We start from the raw sequence: 14,195 nt of genomic DNA on the forward strand, positions 1-14,195 counted from the left end.
AACGACCATGATCACCATCTACCACAACCCTCGTTGCTCAAAATCTCGCGCCACGTGCGATCTGATTGCCAACACCTACAACAGCGCGAACGAACCAACGGAAGTTGTCGAATACTTGAAGGAGCCACTCACCGTCGCGCAGCTCAAACAACTCAACGCGCAGTTAGGTTGTTCAGTCCGCGAGATGATCCGTGACACCGAAGCCGAATACAAAGCGCTCGATCTTTCCGACCTCGCCCTGAGTGACGCTCAGTTATACGAAGCATTGGCAAAGCATCCGATCCTGCTGCAACGACCGATCGTCGTGCGGAACGGACGAGCCGTGATTGGCCGCCCGCCGGAAAATGTCGAAGCGCTATTTGCCTGGACGCCGAAGCACGATGCACTATGACCTAAGTGAAAATTGCCCTAGGCCTTGGCAGGTAACGCAGCATCCTTCGTCACGATCTTCGTCGGGATGATGCGCAGTTCGCTAAATGTGTCGGCAATACGTTGTTGCTCGGCAAGTACGCCCGCGTCGATGGGTTTATAGACGTGCGCGTAGTGTCGCAAACCCGCTTCGATCACTCCTGCGTCGAGCCCCTGAATCGGCGCAAGCTGTGCGGCTGCTTCACTGTAGTGGCCGCGCACCCACGTCCCTTCTTTGCCTACCTCGTCCATCACGATCGCGAGCACGTCGCCGTTTTGCTCGGCGAATGGCCGCGCGCTCAGGAAGAACTGATGGTGGCTCACGATACCTTCGGCGTCGGCCAGCAAGCGGGCGTTCGATTGGCGTTTTGCCGCCTCGAGGAATGGATCCCAGATTGCCCATGCGTCGATCGACCCGCGTTCGAAGGCCGCGCGCGCATCGGCGGGAGCCAGAAAGACGGGCTGGATATCGCTGTATTTCACGCCGCTCTTCTGCAAGGCGGCGACCAGAAACCAGTGAACATCCGAACCTTTATTGAATGCGATTTTCTTGCCCTTCAGATCCGCTAGCGTTTTGATTGGCGCGTCCTGATGCACGAGGATGCCTTCGGCATGCGGTGTCGGAATCTCATAAGCGGTATAGACGAAATTTGCGCCGGCCGCCTGCGCGAATACCGGCGGCGCTTCGCCGACATAACCAAAGTCGATTGCGCCGACATTCAGTCCTTCAAGCAATTGCGGTCCGGCGGGAAACTCCGTCCACTTGACCGTGATGTCCAGCGGCGCGAGCCGCTTCTCAAGCGTGCCGTGCGCCTTCAGCAACACGAGCGTATTGGCTGCTTTCTGATAGCCGATGCGAAATTCCTTCGCACGCGCATTCGCAGCGAAGACGGACGTCGAGATAATGGGCAAGGCCGCAACGGCCAGCGAGGCGCCTACGCCGGCAATCAATGTGCGGCGCTTGGGCAGCAACGGACGGGACATAAAAGTGCTCGTTCAGAAAACGGACGCAAAACGGACCGATTGCCTGCGACGATAATTCGTCTGCAAGCCTGGACGAACCGATAAATTCGCATAAGCAAATCACGTCGAAGTGATCCGACACACCTACAAGCCGTACCTGCGCGCCTCGCGATGTCGAGTCGCCGTGCCCCGCTACAATCCTTCTTCCGTACGCAGTCGCGGCTGTGTCATTCGAAAAAAAGGGACATCGTGCATCTAACGACAACACTCGCGCCGTGGTCACCCCACGACACTCAACTGATCCTGTCGTGCGTGCTCGGGCTCGCACTGATCATCGTTTTCATCAGCGTGCTGAAGCTTGCGCCGTTTCTCTCGATTCTGGTCGGCACGTTCGCGGCGGGCTTTTCGGCCGGGTTGCCACTGGAAACGGTGGCAACCGCATTCAGCAAAGGCGCCGGCGCGCTGCTGGGGGACGTCGGCATCATCATTGCGCTTGGGGCCATGCTCGGCGCGCTGATGGCGGAATCAGGCGCGGCCGACCGACTCGTCTCGACTATCCTCAAACATTCCACGCCCCGCACGCTACCGTGGATGATGGCGCTGGTCGCGATCATCGTCGGCTTGCCACTGTTCTTTGAAGTCGGCCTGGTGATGATGGTACCGATCATCTTCGTGATGGCGCGCCGCTCGCAGCAGCCAATCCTGCGGATTGCGATTCCCGCGCTTGCCGGCATGACCACGCTGCACGCCCTGCTGCCGCCGCATCCGGGGCCGCTGATTGCCGTGAGCGCATTGCATGCCGATCTCGGCCTGACGCTCGGTCTTGGCCTGATCGTCGCGATTCCCGCAGTCATTCTCGCGGGCCCGCTCTACGGCATCTGGCTGTCGAAACGGATGCACGTGGTCGAGCCGGAAGAAATGGGAAAGCTTTTCACCGCGTCGCCAAACACCGGCGAGCCGCCGAGTTTCGCGATCTCGCTCATCACGATCCTGCTGCCGGTCGCGATGATGTTAGGCCGCACGGTCGCCAAACTGGTGCTGCAACCCGAGACCGTGCTGTTCAACGTACTCGATTTTCTCGGTGAGCCCCTGGTCGCGCTCGGCCTCACCGTGCTGTTCGCGGTGGTGGCGCTGGGCTGGTCAAGGGGCATGGCGCGCGACCGGGTCGGCGGCATTCTGCGCAAAAGCCTGCCGCCGATCGCCGCGCTGCTGCTAACCATCGGCGCGGGCGGTGGCCTCAAGCAGGCGCTCGTGGTGGCCGGAATCAGCACGACGATCGGCAAGATCGCAGTCGGCGCGCATGTGCCACTGATTCTACTGGCGTGGCTGATTGCGGTCGCGTTGCGGCAAGCTACCGGCTCCGCGACCGTGGCGACCACCACCACGGCGGGTATCGTCGCGCCGGTCGTCGCGGGTCTCAGCGCGACGCACAGTTCGTTGATGGCGCTCGCGATCGGGGCCGGTTCCGTGTTCTTCTGCCACGTGAACGATGCGGGCTTCTGGATGGTGCGCGAGTACTTCGGGTTGCAATTGAAACAGACGGTGATGGTCTGGTCGGTGCTGCAGACGATCGTATCCGTCGTCGGCCTCGTCTTGACGTTCGCGTTGTGGACCGTGCTGACCTGAGTTTTTGCATGGAGATGCGAGCAACGGTGGCAGGAATTGACGCCCGGCTGTCAATTCCACGTGGCCCGCTCCGCTTACACTGCTTCGAAATAGGCGAGGCGCAGTCCCGCACCTCGTTCCCCGCCGACGTGGAGCCACCATGCTTGAACTGAGACCGTCCTGCGAAGGGTGCGGCAAATCACTGCCGCCAAACGCGCCTGACGCGATGATCTGCACGTACGAATGCACCTTTTGCGAAGTGTGCGCGCTCAGCATGTTGCGCAACGTGTGCCCGAACTGCGGCGGCAATTTCCAGCATCGGCCGATCCGCACGCGTGCGCAGTTGGCCAAACATCCGGCCGGCGCCACCGTGCATCCCGTTTCCGTCGACGAAGCAGCGCACGCGAGCTTTTTCGAGCGCTATCGGAACACAGCGCCCGGCGAGCGCTAAACAAGCCTGGCGTTGAGGGCGGGTTCCATGCACCGCCTTCACCGCGGCCCGTCACGCTATTGCTCGACGCGCCGCCCAGATCGCGGCGCCGTTTCAGTCGTCGTTGCCGCCTGCCCCCGGTGTCGCGATCCCGCTCACCGTATGCGCTGCCACGCGCAACAGGCGGATCTGTTTGCGGTAATTGCGGCAGCCGCTACAGGTGGGCAGATGCAGCCGGATCGCGACCCATTCGCCGGTCGTCAAACGGCGGTCGAGCGCATCCGACAGCAGGCGCGTGATGTTCTTACACTTCCCCATTCGCATCCTCTCTGGATAGGCCTTTTTCGCTCAGGCAAGTGCGCAGGCGCAGGCGCGCGCGGTAGATCAGCACGCTGCAGTGATTGGCGGTCATCTGCAATTCGGCGCAGATCGCCTCGGTATCGAGATCGAGAAATTCGCGCATCATGAATACGCGCCCGATGTGTTCGGGCAGATGGTCCAGACACATCTCGAACAAGGTCCAGAATTGCTGCTGACGCAGTGCGGTTTCCGGCGTCGGCCACGGCTGGGGCTTGGCTTCGCGTGACCAGTGGCCGTTGTCCTTGAAAAGCTCGCGATCGAGCAGCGCTTCGCCATCGATTTCGGATTCCAGCGCTGACAGGTTCACTGTGCGCTGCCGGGCGCGCAAGGTGTCGACAAGCTTGTGCCGCAAGATGCCGAACACCCATGTCTTGTGTTCCGATTGCGCGGCGAACCGGTCGGCTTGCGTCCATGCAGCGGCGAGGGCCTCCTGGACAGCGTCTTCGGCGGCAGCGGCATCGCGCAGCTGTAAGCGGGCGAAGCGCACCAGATCGCGCCGCAGTTGCGTCAGATAGACCGGATCGTCGAGCGCCGGCCCGCTTACTTGCGCCATGGCAGGCTCCGTCGCCGCGCTTGCGGTTGCAGCAGGTTTTCTTCTGAATCGTTGCAGTTCATAGGCGGATGATTGTCCTCGCACAGTTTCCTGATGGGTGCGCCATTCTCCCGCACGTTGCTGCGCAAGCGAATTGGTATTGAACATGTACCCGCCGATAAACGATGACCTGATGAGCTTAGTCGTGCCGCGATGGGGTTTATGACGGGACTGATGAAAGCAAAAAACATTATTGCGAAAAATGAAATCTACGCTCCGGTGACAACTTGCAAGGTTGGCCGTATGGATGAGACGTGCAGGCAGGCACGTGTAAAAGCAGGCCTCAGATCCACATTAAATACGCACCTGAATTGTTTCAATATTTGAAAAAAAGTCTTCTTCTCTTCGGTGTTTTTATGCGGACACTGAATCGCTATTCTTCAGTCCATCGATCGCATCCGATCGCACACCAACGCACTGAAGAGGAGCTTCACCATGAAACGCATTCTTACCGCCCTGATCGCTTCCATCGCTCTGTTTGCCGCTGCTTCGGGCGCCGCTCAGGCTGCTGCACCGGCTCAATGCAACGGCCCGGCATCGTACTGCAACGTGTTCTTCGGCAACTAATCGGCTGAAGAATATAGCTGGACACACGTTCAGCACGAGTCCGCTGGCAAGACAGATTCTCGAAGCAAAAAAAGGGCGCCGACAAGGGCGCCCTTTTTCGTATTCAATAATCTCGACGCGTTTGACGCGTGCACGCAAGGTATCGGCGGAGCCTGGCATTGCCGTACGGGCATCACGACACGCAAAGCGGTACACAATACCCGGCACTCCGAAGCAACACCCGCGCCCGATGCGCAAATGCGTCTAATGCTCACGCTTCTAACGTGTTACAGTGGCTCAACAGCTTGCAGTTCTCCTGCGCGTCTTGCGCAGTCCCTCAGGCATCTGCCTCTCATCACAGCGCCCTGAATCGAACAGGGTCCTTTCCTTCTACCCTGTTTTGCGATGCCGTCGGCGTGACCTGGTCAAGTGGCCGCTCGTCATGCGCATCGCCGATTCGCACCGCATCTTCCGCTGCAACGCCGCGACTCGCCCGGCGTCACGCCGCTCATCCATACCACGTTCCAGGCGAGATCCTTCACCGGAGACGACCACCATGAACAATACGATCAGAAGCTATCGGGGCCTTGAGATTTATCCGCTGGTTTATCCACACCAGCCGCGCTCTTCCGACGGCGCCCGCCACTACGATGCGGGCTTCGACGCCGCCGTGCGAATCTGCCGGCGCGGTACCGACGACAGCTTGACCAGCAGCCGTGTCTTTCAGGTGCCGAGCCGTTCACCGTTTGGCGCGGCCGGCGACGCGCGCATTGCGTCGACAAGTTACGCGGAACAGGTGATCGACGGCATGGTTGTTGGCCAGTCGATCGCCGGCCTTTGATGCGTGCGCCGATGGCAAGTCATGTTTCCAGGCGCTCGCAGGGCGTGAATTCCCCGCCGCTGACCGGCCGCGCGAACTATCAGGTCGCGGTGTCGTCGCGTCGAACCTCCAGCGGGACGGTGCCGACGCTGAAAGTGATCCGGCTGAGCGACGAGCGCGTGATCTACCCTTTTCGGGGGCACGCGGACATGCCGTTCTTCGAAACGGCCGACGCGGCCCAGTCGTTTGCCGAGACGTATGGCTGGCAGCTCGTGGATGGCGATATCGCCGTACCGGAATGACGGTGACAAACACGCGTTTGCCTCAAATCGTCCTAGGCCGAAAGCATGCTTGATTGACAAGGCAAAAGTACCAGTTATCCACAAGGTTATTCAGTGAATCTGTGGATAACTTTTGGTGCTACCGGGTTATCCACCGCCCGCAATTTTCGGGACGGCGGTCCGCACTGCTGAAAGCTGCCGTTTTTACACTCGTTGCCGCCATCTCGCGCGGCTTTTGCCTATGATGGACAGTTCGTACCCTTTCGCGCGTCGCGCGCCTTACCTCAAGGAAGCGAACATGGCCTATCACATCGCAGTAGTTGTCGGCAGCCTGCGCCGCGAGTCGTTCAACCGCCAGTTGGCGCAAGCCGTGATTTCACTTGCGCCCGCGGACTTCACGTTCGAATTCATCGATATTGGCACCTTGCCGCTTTATAGCCAGGATTACGACGCCGACTATCCGGAAGTCGCCAAACACCTGAAGCAGCGCGTCGAAGCCGCCGACGGCCTGTTATTTGTCACGCCCGAGTACAACCGCTCCATACCGGGTGTCCTGAAGAACGCACTCGACTGGGGCTCGCGGCCGTGGGGCACCAATTCATGGGGCAATAAGCCGGGTGCGGTGCTCGGCACCTCGCTTGGCGCAACCGGAACGGCGCTGGCGCAACAGCATCTGCGCAACGTGCTGGCTTATCTCGACGTGGCCACGCTTGCCCAGCCCGAAATGTTCATCAAGCACGACGCGTCGGTCATCAACGAGAAAGGCGAGATCCTGAACGACGGCACCCGCCAGTTCCTGCAGACGTTCGTCGACCGCTACGTCGCATGGGTCACGCGTCAGACCGCTGCCTGACGGCTCATTCGCATACACGCCCGAAAGGGAAGCGCCGCCGTTGCCCGTTATCTCACGGCACGCCGGCGCGGCCCTGTGGCGCTAGACGTGGTGATGCCCCGTCACTCTTTCCCAGCCATGACGTACAGCGAGCTTGAAGCGCTCCCACGTGCTGTCCGCCGAGGTGGTTTCCCAGTGACGCCGGGCCTCCGGTTCGATGTCGTCCCACTGCCGGTCGTGATAATTCGTGTCGCGGCCGATCTCCGCGCCGTAGCGATAGGCCGGCGCGTAATCTTCATAGCGCGAATTCTCGGCCGCGTATTGCTCGTCGTAGTGAGCGCGGAAATCCTCTTCGTATTCCAGGTACTCGTTTGGAATCTGGTTGCCCAAACCCGCAGTTGACCGCCCTGTTTCGGGGACCGCTCCGGTGGGTTGCAAGATCGCGCCTGAGCCCGGCATCGAACCGGCGGCAATCGCGGTGCGTCCCGCATCGTCCGCCAGTGGATCGGCGGGCAGGTCAAGCGGGTCGTGCAATGGCCGCTCGGCGAGCGGGGGCGGGACGAACGGCTCCGCGTCGGTGCCCATGAGCGGCGGCGGATAAAGCGGTTCGTCCGGATCGGCAGGCCGCACGGTTGAGCGGGACGCATCTACGCCGGGCGTCGCCACGCCGGGCGTCGCTACGCCGGACGTCGTAACGCTCGATGAATGCGGCGTGCCGGGCGTCACCGCACCGATACCGAGTTCGTCGAGAATCGAATGATCGCGACTCGACTCCGGTGACGTGCCCCAATCGGGCGAGCGCTCGCCAATGTCGGTCGCCCCCAGCCTAGTCAAGGTATTGCGAGCGAGTTCCGCGTGTGATTCGCTGGCCGCGTTCACGCACACCAGCACAGCGCCGCGGCGCACGGCTTCAGCGTAACGGGCCGTGTCCGGCGCGCGCGGGCCGGTAGCAAACAGGCTTGAAAGAAAGCGCTCGATATTGGCGAGCACGCCCGAACTCGCGACCTCCTCGGTCGCGGAGTCGACGGACGGTTCCGGATTGGCTTGCAACTCGATCGTTTCGCGTGCAAAACCAGTTTGCACAAGCGTGTCGCGCGCGGATTCCGCTTGAGAATAAGTCTCGAATAAACCAATCACAGTGTGTCGCATAGCTGCCTCCCGACGGTTTTGCTGAAATAGACGGCGCAAGAGCGCGTCGGCCTCCTTCAGAAACGTCGCAACGATCATGCCGGGCCCGCAGGATGGTCCCGCGCGCCTGCTGCTGGCCGTCGACACCGATTGGCGTAGGTGGAAACCGCGGCGTACCGCTACTGCGCTTTTACAAGCTTGGTAATTGACGGCGGCGCGAACCCGCCTGGATCTATCCGGCCGGATGCGACGCCGCGGCCGGATCGGCGCCCGTTTGCCCCAGATCGCGCTGAACGTCTTGCAGGAGCGTTTCCAGTACCGCGATATCGAAAGGTTTGGATAGCACCCGCACGTTCACATGCCGCGCGCGGTCGAGTTCTTCCGCGTAGCCGGTGACGAGGATGACCGGCAGCCGCGTGTCGAAAGCCAGCACGGCCTCGGCAAGGTCGATACCGTTCATCGTGCCGGGCATGTGGATGTCCGACAGCACCAGATCGAAGGGCAACGGCCTGCCGGTGCGTGCCTGCTTCGCGTGGGCGTCGTCGAACAGGCGCAGCGCGGTGTCCGCGTTGGACACGCTGGTGACCTGATGGCCCATCATCTGCAGCAGAGCTTCGGTGCCGGCAGCCACCTCATCGTTGTCCTCGACCAGCAGAATGCGCAAGCCGGGCGGCGTGCTGCTTTCCTCGACGCCCGTCTCGGCCGGCACTTCGGCCTCGGGCTCGGCCGTGGCGCGCGGCAGATAGAGCCGCACCGAGGTGCCCGCACCGATTGCGCTGTCGATCGCGGCAAGGCCACCGGAACGCTCGCAGAAGGCGAAAACCTGCGGCAGTCCGAGACCGGTGCCCATGCCGGTGGGCTTCGTCGTATAAAGCGGTTCGAAGGCGCGTGCGAGCACTTCAGGCGGCATGCCGCTGCCGGTGTCCTCGAGCGAGAGCTGCACGAAGTCGCCCGTCAACGGAAAGCCATCTTCGCGGCGAAAAGTGATATTGGCGGCTCGAACGGTGAAGCGGCCGCCGTTGGGCATGGCGTCGCGCGCGTTCACGGCGACGTTGATCAGCGCGAGTTCGAGCTCGGCGACGTCGACACGCATCGGCCAGATATTGACGCCGATGTCGATCACCAGCGAAATCTTCGCGCCGAGCGACGCGCGCAGCAGCTCGCGGCAGGCCGGCAGCCAGCGCTCGAGCGCCAGCGTCTCGCTGCGCAACGGCTGCTTGCGCGCGACGCCGAGCAATTGCCGGGTAAGCGACTGGCCGCTCTTGAGTGCCCGCTCGATCGCCGACAACTCGCGGTCGAGCCCCGGCGTGCCGCGCCGCCGGGCGATCTGCACGTTGGCCGAAACGACCATGAGCAGGTTGTTGAAATCGTGCGCCACGCTGCCGACCAGGTTGCCGAGCGCCTCCATCTTGCGCGACTGGCGATACGCGGATTCGATCGAGCGGCGCATCGAGGCTTCGGCCTGCCAGCGCTCCCACGCTTCTTCTTCGGCGCCAAGGCGGCGCAGCGATAGCCAGATGACACACCACAGCACGATGGACGGCGTGAACATCGACAGGATCAGCACGCTCAGGTGCCGGTACCAGGCGCCCCAGATCGCCGCGGTGCGATAGGCGCACGACACGTAGACCGGATAGGCGCCCACGCGCCGGAACGCGAGGATCACGTTGTCGCCGTCAATGTCGGAATGCATCCGTACGACGCCGGCTCGCCGCCCCTGCGCCAGTGCTTTGGCCAGTGGCGAAGTCGGTCCCAGCGCGAGCGGCTCGCCCAGGCGGCGCGGATAGTGCGCGAGGATTGCGCCATCGGCGCGCAGCAGGCTCATGGTCATCGGCGTGCTGCCGTTGCCGCCAAGTAATTCGCGGTAGAACGCGTCGAAATAGCTGGGCCGCAGCGCGACAGAGACGACCCCGGCAAACGAGCCGTCGGCGGCGCGACGCTCCACGCCGGTATTGAATAGCTGTTCGCCCGTCACGTGTCCCGCCATTACCTTCGAGACATGCTCGAGGCTCTTGCTGTCCCGAATGCCGATGAAATCGTCGCGCTCGGCAATCGACAGCACTGGAGCGGGATAGAAACGGCTGGTGGCGAGCAGGTCGCCCTCGTGGCCGAAAATCGATACGGCCGCAACCTGCGGGTAGCCGCCGCCCATCGTGCGCAGCTTCTCGTGAATCTCGCGTTCCTGCGCGCGCACGCCGTTGTCGTCCAGACCTTGCGTCAGATCCACGACGCGCGCGTCCAGCGTCTCGTTCATGTCGAACACTTTCAACGCATGTTCTTCCGCCACGCGCACGGTGCGCAGCGTCACGTCGGTTGCGTCGGCCATGCGGGTGCGCAGATCGCTGAACGCCATTGCCGCGACGTACACGCACGGCAGCACAATGGCTGTGATCAACAACGCGATCAGCGTGATGCGGCGGACATGGAAATTCTGCTCCGGCACGGCCGGGAAACGCGCCTCGTCCGGGCGGCTAGCGGGGCTGCGGCTCGCTTCGGGCGGGTCGAACCGGTCAGGTGTCATGGTCGATAACGCGAAGGTCGTTCGGAACGAAAGGGCGAGAAATCGGGCCGGAAATCGGTTTCATACAAAAAGCATAGACAGGCAGCGGCAGGCCGGGTATCTGTGACTCATGGTCGCGCCATGATTTGTCTGCCGTTTGAATCAGTGACAAATCGAGAAGCGCAAACGTACACAAAAGTATAAATGCAAAAGAAAGCCTTCGAAATCTACCAAAATATTTTCATAAGCAGTGTCCAATGGGAAAATCTCTTTAATCAAAGCGAAATTGGCGTATTGCCTTTCCGCCGTTTTACTTCGAAAATCGCCGTCATCACAAATAATGTGTCCGCCATGTTCGGATGCATCTGCCGCGAGGGCCGCCAGACAACGCGCACAACGCGTGACCGAAGGCGTTCGCGGAATCAGGCGCGCGGCAAGGGGACCAGCCCGATCCGTGAAGCCGCGCGGATTCATCTACGGGGTAGGCTTCGAACATGCCGGTCATAGCCGTCGTCCACCGTGCTCGCACGCATCCATGCGCGCCCACGGCTTCCGTCAAAAGCGCCGCAGTGCGCTCTCTCCCCGCTCGTTTGCAAGCTGCATTCTCGCAAGCTTCAGCTCGCTTTACCGCTAGTCGACAGACTGCGCGCTAAAGAAACTGCCTCTATCCGCCGTTAACGCGCAAGAGCTTATTCTGCTTACCGACCCGCCCATGCCTTTGCCCATTGTGATCGCCGACGATTCATTGCTTGCCCGCAAGGTGCTCACCAAGGCATTGCCGCCGGACTGGGATGTCGACGTGTCCTACGCGACGAATGGGCGTGAAGCGCTCGGCCTGTATCGCGAAGGCAAGGCGTCGGTGATGTTCCTCGATCTGACGATGCCGGACATGACCGGCTATCAGGTGCTGGAAGCCTTGCAGCATGAGGACCTGAACACCTTCGTCATTGTCGTTTCCGCCGATGTTCAACCGATGGCCCAGTCGCGCGTGCGCGCGCTCGGCGCCGCCGCATTCATCGCCAAGCCCGTGACGCCCGAGGCGGTACTTCCCATCCTCAAGGAGTACGGGTTGTATGTCTGAGCCAGTCCTCACCGAAGACCGGCGCGACGCGCTGCAGGAGGTCGCCAATCTGGCGATGGGTCAGGCCGCGACGCGTCTCGCGCGTCTGCTCGATGCGTTTATCGAATTGTCGGTGCCGCGCGTGAAGGTGGTGGCGGTGAGCGAGGCGGCAGCGGCGCTACGCGAAATGACCGGGATCGAGGACACGGTGAGCGCGGTGCGTCAGGGTTTTCGTTCCGACATCAAGGGCGAAGCGCTGGTGATCTGCCGCAGCGACAGCATCGACCAGCTATGTGCGCTGGTGAGCGATCCCTATTCGCGTTCGAGCTACGAGGCGGTGAGCCAGCAGGAACTCGTATTCGACGTCGCGAACGTGCTGACGGGCGCGTGTGTCTCGTGCATTCTCGACCAGCTCGGCCGCACGCCGGTGTTCTCCGCGCCGGGCCTGCTCGGCGAAGCCATGACGCTCGACGACGTATTCCAGCCCGGCGTCCTGCAATGGGAAGTTGCGCTGCTGGTGGAAGTCAACTTTGCGCTCGAGGATCAGAGCTTCCGCGCGCACCTCGTGATGCTGATGGCCGAAGAATCGATCCGCCATATGAACGAGGCGCTCGACGAGTTGCTATCCAGCTTATGAATGTGCCTGTGGACTCGTTGAGCGACCTGGTTGTCGAACGTGTGGGTTTCGGCATCTTCGTGCTCGATCGCGAGATGAACGTGCTGATGTGGAACCGCTTCATGCAGGACCACAGCGGGTTGTCGCAGGAACAGGTGGTCGGCAAATCGCTGTTTACGCATTTTCCGGAATTGCCGCGCGTGTGGCTGTCGCGCAAGATCGAAAGCGTATTTCAGCTCGGCAGCTTCGCGTTCAGTTCGTGGGAGCAGCGCCCCTATCTCTTCAAGTTCGACCACGACCGGCCGATTACCGGCGGCGTCGATTTCATGCAGCAGGACCTCACGTTCATGCCGCTCATGCGCGATCGCGAGGTGGTGGCCGTGTGCGTGACGATCTCCGATGTCACGCACGTCAGCATCGTGCAGCGCGAACGGGAAGAAGCGGTAGCCAAGTTGCAGGAATACGCGGACCGCGACGGGTTGACGGGGATCGCCAACCGGCGTTACTTCGAAGCGCGCCTGCGCGATGAATACACGCGCTGGCAGCGCTATGGCGGCGAGATGTCCGTCCTGCTGTTCGATCTCGACCACTTCAAGAAAATCAACGACCAGTTTGGCCACGGGGTCGGCGATACGGTGTTGCGCGTCATGGCGCAGCGCGTCGCCGAAGTGGTGCGGGCGCAGGATACCTTCGGGCGCTTCGGCGGCGAGGAATTTGCGTTGCTGCTGCCGTGTACGCCGCTCGAAGACGCCATGCGGGTCGCGGAAAAGATTCGTTGCACGATCGCCGACACGCCGGTCGAAGTCCAGGGCACGAGCGTGCCGGTGACGGCCAGCGTCGGCGGCGCGGCTGCGCGCGTGGGCGTGCCGGCGTACGACGTGCTCATCAACGAAGCCGACGCGGCGCTCTATAGTGCGAAACGACAGGGACGCAACCGCTCGGTGGCTTTCTCCTGAGTTTTCCGGCCATGCCGGCGCGAGGCGCCTGGCGGGAAGGCCTGCCACCAGGCGTCCCCGGCCGCTCTTCCGGCCCCTTATTCGCCCCGGAAACTGCGGCATCTCACAAACGTTGTTATACTTTTCGCCGTTTCCGGCATCCCTGCCGGGTGTTTCGCGCGTGTCCGCGCGCGCGGGCCATCTGCGTTGCGCAGTAGGCATTAAAACTTCTTGAACGCCTTTCAGCGGGCGCCTCCAGCGGAGATCGTCTTGGCTGTTTCCAATCTTGTCGTGGACGATACAGAAATCGACGCCGCTGCCGCCACGTCCGGCAGCTCGTTTTATCTTGCGATGCGCATCCTGCCGGCCGCGCAGCGCGATGCGATGTATCAGGTCTACGCCTTTTGCCGCGCTGTCGACGATATCGCCGACAGCGATCTGCCGCGCGCCGAACGCGCCGCCGCGCTCGAGCGCTGGCGCGCCGACATCGACGCGTGCTATGCCGGCGCACCGCGCGCGTCGTTGCGCGCGCTGACGCGGCACATTCATACGTTTCACCTGCAACGCGAAGATTTTCACGCGATGATCGACGGCATGGCGATGGATGCCGCCGCCGACATTTGCGCCCCCGACGAGGCTACGCTCGACCTGTACTGCGACCGGGTCGCCAGTGCGGCGGGCCGTCTATCGGTGAGGATATTCGGGATGCAGGAAGAGCCGGGCCATCTGCTCGCGCATCATCTGGGCCGTGCGCTGCAACTGACCAATATCCTGCGCGACATCGACGAAGACGCCGGCATCAACCGCTGCTACCTGCCGCACGAATTGCTGGCGCGCGAAGGCATCGCTGTGACGAGCCCCACGCAGATCGCCGACGATCCGTCGCTGCCGCGTGTTTGCGCCACGCTCGCTGAGCGGGCCAAGGAACATTTCGCCGCTTCCGACGCGATCATGGATCGCGAGCCGCGCAACCACGTGCGTGCGCCGCGCATCATGTCGGGGGTCTATCGCGTGCTGCTCGAACGAACGCTCGAGCGCGGTTTCGATATTCCGCGTACGAAGGTCAGCAAGCCGAAACTGCGCATGCTGTGGATCGTCGCGCGTTACGCGCTCTTCTGA

Annotated in this window: 17 protein-coding genes; 11 read left to right on the top strand and 6 right to left on the bottom strand. The window is 62.1% G+C overall.

What is annotated here, in order from left to right; translation table 11 throughout:
- Window positions 1-7: 7 nt before the first annotated feature.
- A complete protein-coding gene (arsC, locus tag HWX91_RS01555) occupies window positions 8-391 on the top strand; it encodes an arsenate reductase (glutaredoxin) (RefSeq protein ID WP_028195980.1) in 384 nt (127 codons plus the stop codon).
- Window positions 392-408: 17 nt separating this feature from the next.
- Here arsC and HWX91_RS01560 read toward each other — a convergent pair whose 3' ends face one another.
- A complete protein-coding gene (locus HWX91_RS01560; RefSeq protein WP_028195979.1) occupies window positions 409-1,392 on the bottom strand; it encodes a sulfonate ABC transporter substrate-binding protein in 984 nt (327 codons plus the stop codon).
- Between the two features lie 228 nt (window positions 1,393-1,620).
- On the opposite strand from HWX91_RS01560, the gene HWX91_RS01565 reads away from it, so the two are divergent.
- Together HWX91_RS01565 and HWX91_RS01570 are read left to right on the top strand one after the other, a co-directional pair.
- Window positions 1,621-2,997, top strand: a complete 1,377-nt coding sequence (locus tag HWX91_RS01565; protein ID WP_028195978.1) for a GntT/GntP/DsdX family permease — start codon at window positions 1,621-1,623, stop codon at window positions 2,995-2,997.
- 139 nt (window positions 2,998-3,136) lie between these two features.
- Window positions 3,137-3,427: a DUF1272 domain-containing protein gene (locus tag HWX91_RS01570; RefSeq protein WP_028195977.1), complete on the top strand. Its 291-nt coding sequence runs from the start codon at window positions 3,137-3,139 to the stop codon at window positions 3,425-3,427.
- Between the two features lie 93 nt (window positions 3,428-3,520).
- On the opposite strand, the gene HWX91_RS01575 is transcribed toward HWX91_RS01570, so the two are convergent.
- Both HWX91_RS01575 and HWX91_RS01580 read right to left on the bottom strand, forming a co-directional pair.
- Entirely contained in the window at window positions 3,521-3,724 is a 204-nt protein-coding gene (locus tag HWX91_RS01575) for a zf-HC2 domain-containing protein (RefSeq protein WP_028195976.1), read from the bottom strand.
- Window positions 3,711-4,319 carry an RNA polymerase factor sigma-70 gene (locus HWX91_RS01580; protein WP_028195975.1) on the bottom strand — a complete coding sequence of 203 codons (609 nt, stop codon included), beginning with the start codon at window positions 4,317-4,319 and terminating at the stop codon, window positions 3,711-3,713. Before HWX91_RS01580 ends, HWX91_RS01575 begins: the two co-directional genes overlap by 14 nt.
- A 474-nt stretch (window positions 4,320-4,793) precedes the next feature.
- Here HWX91_RS01580 and HWX91_RS41035 point away from each other — a divergent pair, with 474 nt between their 5' ends.
- From HWX91_RS41035 to HWX91_RS01595, 4 genes are all read left to right on the top strand, one after another.
- Window positions 4,794-4,925 carry a hypothetical protein gene (locus HWX91_RS41035; protein ID WP_255246779.1) on the top strand — a complete coding sequence of 44 codons (132 nt, stop codon included), beginning with the start codon at window positions 4,794-4,796 and terminating at the stop codon, window positions 4,923-4,925.
- Between the two features lie 535 nt (window positions 4,926-5,460).
- Window positions 5,461-5,745, top strand: a complete 285-nt coding sequence (locus tag HWX91_RS01585) for a hypothetical protein (protein ID WP_028195974.1) — start codon at window positions 5,461-5,463, stop codon at window positions 5,743-5,745.
- A 44-nt stretch (window positions 5,746-5,789) separates the two neighbouring features.
- On the top strand, window positions 5,790-6,026 hold the full coding sequence (locus HWX91_RS01590) for a DUF6723 family protein (protein WP_235430118.1): 237 nt from the start codon (window positions 5,790-5,792) through the stop codon (window positions 6,024-6,026).
- Between the two features lie 277 nt (window positions 6,027-6,303).
- Window positions 6,304-6,858, top strand: a complete 555-nt coding sequence (locus HWX91_RS01595) for an NADPH-dependent FMN reductase (RefSeq protein WP_028195972.1) — start codon at window positions 6,304-6,306, stop codon at window positions 6,856-6,858.
- Window positions 6,859-6,939: 81 nt separating this feature from the next.
- Here the strand turns inward: HWX91_RS01595 and HWX91_RS01600 are convergent, their stop codons facing one another.
- The 3 genes from HWX91_RS01600 to HWX91_RS01610 form a co-directional block, all read right to left on the bottom strand.
- On the bottom strand, window positions 6,940-7,986 hold the full coding sequence (locus HWX91_RS01600) for a hypothetical protein (protein WP_028195971.1): 1,047 nt from the start codon (window positions 7,984-7,986) through the stop codon (window positions 6,940-6,942).
- 211 nt (window positions 7,987-8,197) lie between these two features.
- On the bottom strand, window positions 8,198-10,486 hold the full coding sequence (locus HWX91_RS01605; RefSeq protein WP_028195970.1) for a hybrid sensor histidine kinase/response regulator: 2,289 nt from the start codon (window positions 10,484-10,486) through the stop codon (window positions 8,198-8,200).
- A gap of 141 nt (window positions 10,487-10,627) precedes the next feature.
- Entirely contained in the window at window positions 10,628-10,939 is a 312-nt protein-coding gene (locus HWX91_RS01610; protein WP_127837978.1) for a hypothetical protein, read from the bottom strand.
- Window positions 10,940-11,177: 238 nt separating this feature from the next.
- Here HWX91_RS01610 and HWX91_RS01615 point away from each other — a divergent pair, with 238 nt between their 5' ends.
- The 4 genes from HWX91_RS01615 (at window position 11,178) to hpnD (ending at window position 14,195) form a co-directional block, all read left to right on the top strand.
- A complete protein-coding gene (locus tag HWX91_RS01615; protein WP_028195969.1) occupies window positions 11,178-11,546 on the top strand; it encodes a response regulator in 369 nt (122 codons plus the stop codon).
- Window positions 11,539-12,162 carry a chemotaxis protein CheC gene (locus HWX91_RS01620; RefSeq protein ID WP_028195968.1) on the top strand — a complete coding sequence of 208 codons (624 nt, stop codon included), beginning with the start codon at window positions 11,539-11,541 and terminating at the stop codon, window positions 12,160-12,162. Before HWX91_RS01615 ends, HWX91_RS01620 begins: the two co-directional genes overlap by 8 nt.
- Complete coding sequence (locus tag HWX91_RS01625; protein WP_028195967.1) at window positions 12,159-13,097, top strand: sensor domain-containing diguanylate cyclase; 939 nt, start codon at window positions 12,159-12,161, stop codon at window positions 13,095-13,097. Before HWX91_RS01620 ends, HWX91_RS01625 begins: the two co-directional genes overlap by 4 nt.
- A 249-nt stretch (window positions 13,098-13,346) precedes the next feature.
- Window positions 13,347-14,195: a presqualene diphosphate synthase HpnD gene (gene hpnD / locus HWX91_RS01630; RefSeq protein WP_028195966.1), complete on the top strand. Its 849-nt coding sequence runs from the start codon at window positions 13,347-13,349 to the stop codon at window positions 14,193-14,195.

The sequence above is a fragment of the Paraburkholderia fungorum genome (assembly GCF_902833645.1).
Lineage (GTDB): Bacteria > Pseudomonadota > Gammaproteobacteria > Burkholderiales > Burkholderiaceae > Paraburkholderia > Paraburkholderia fungorum.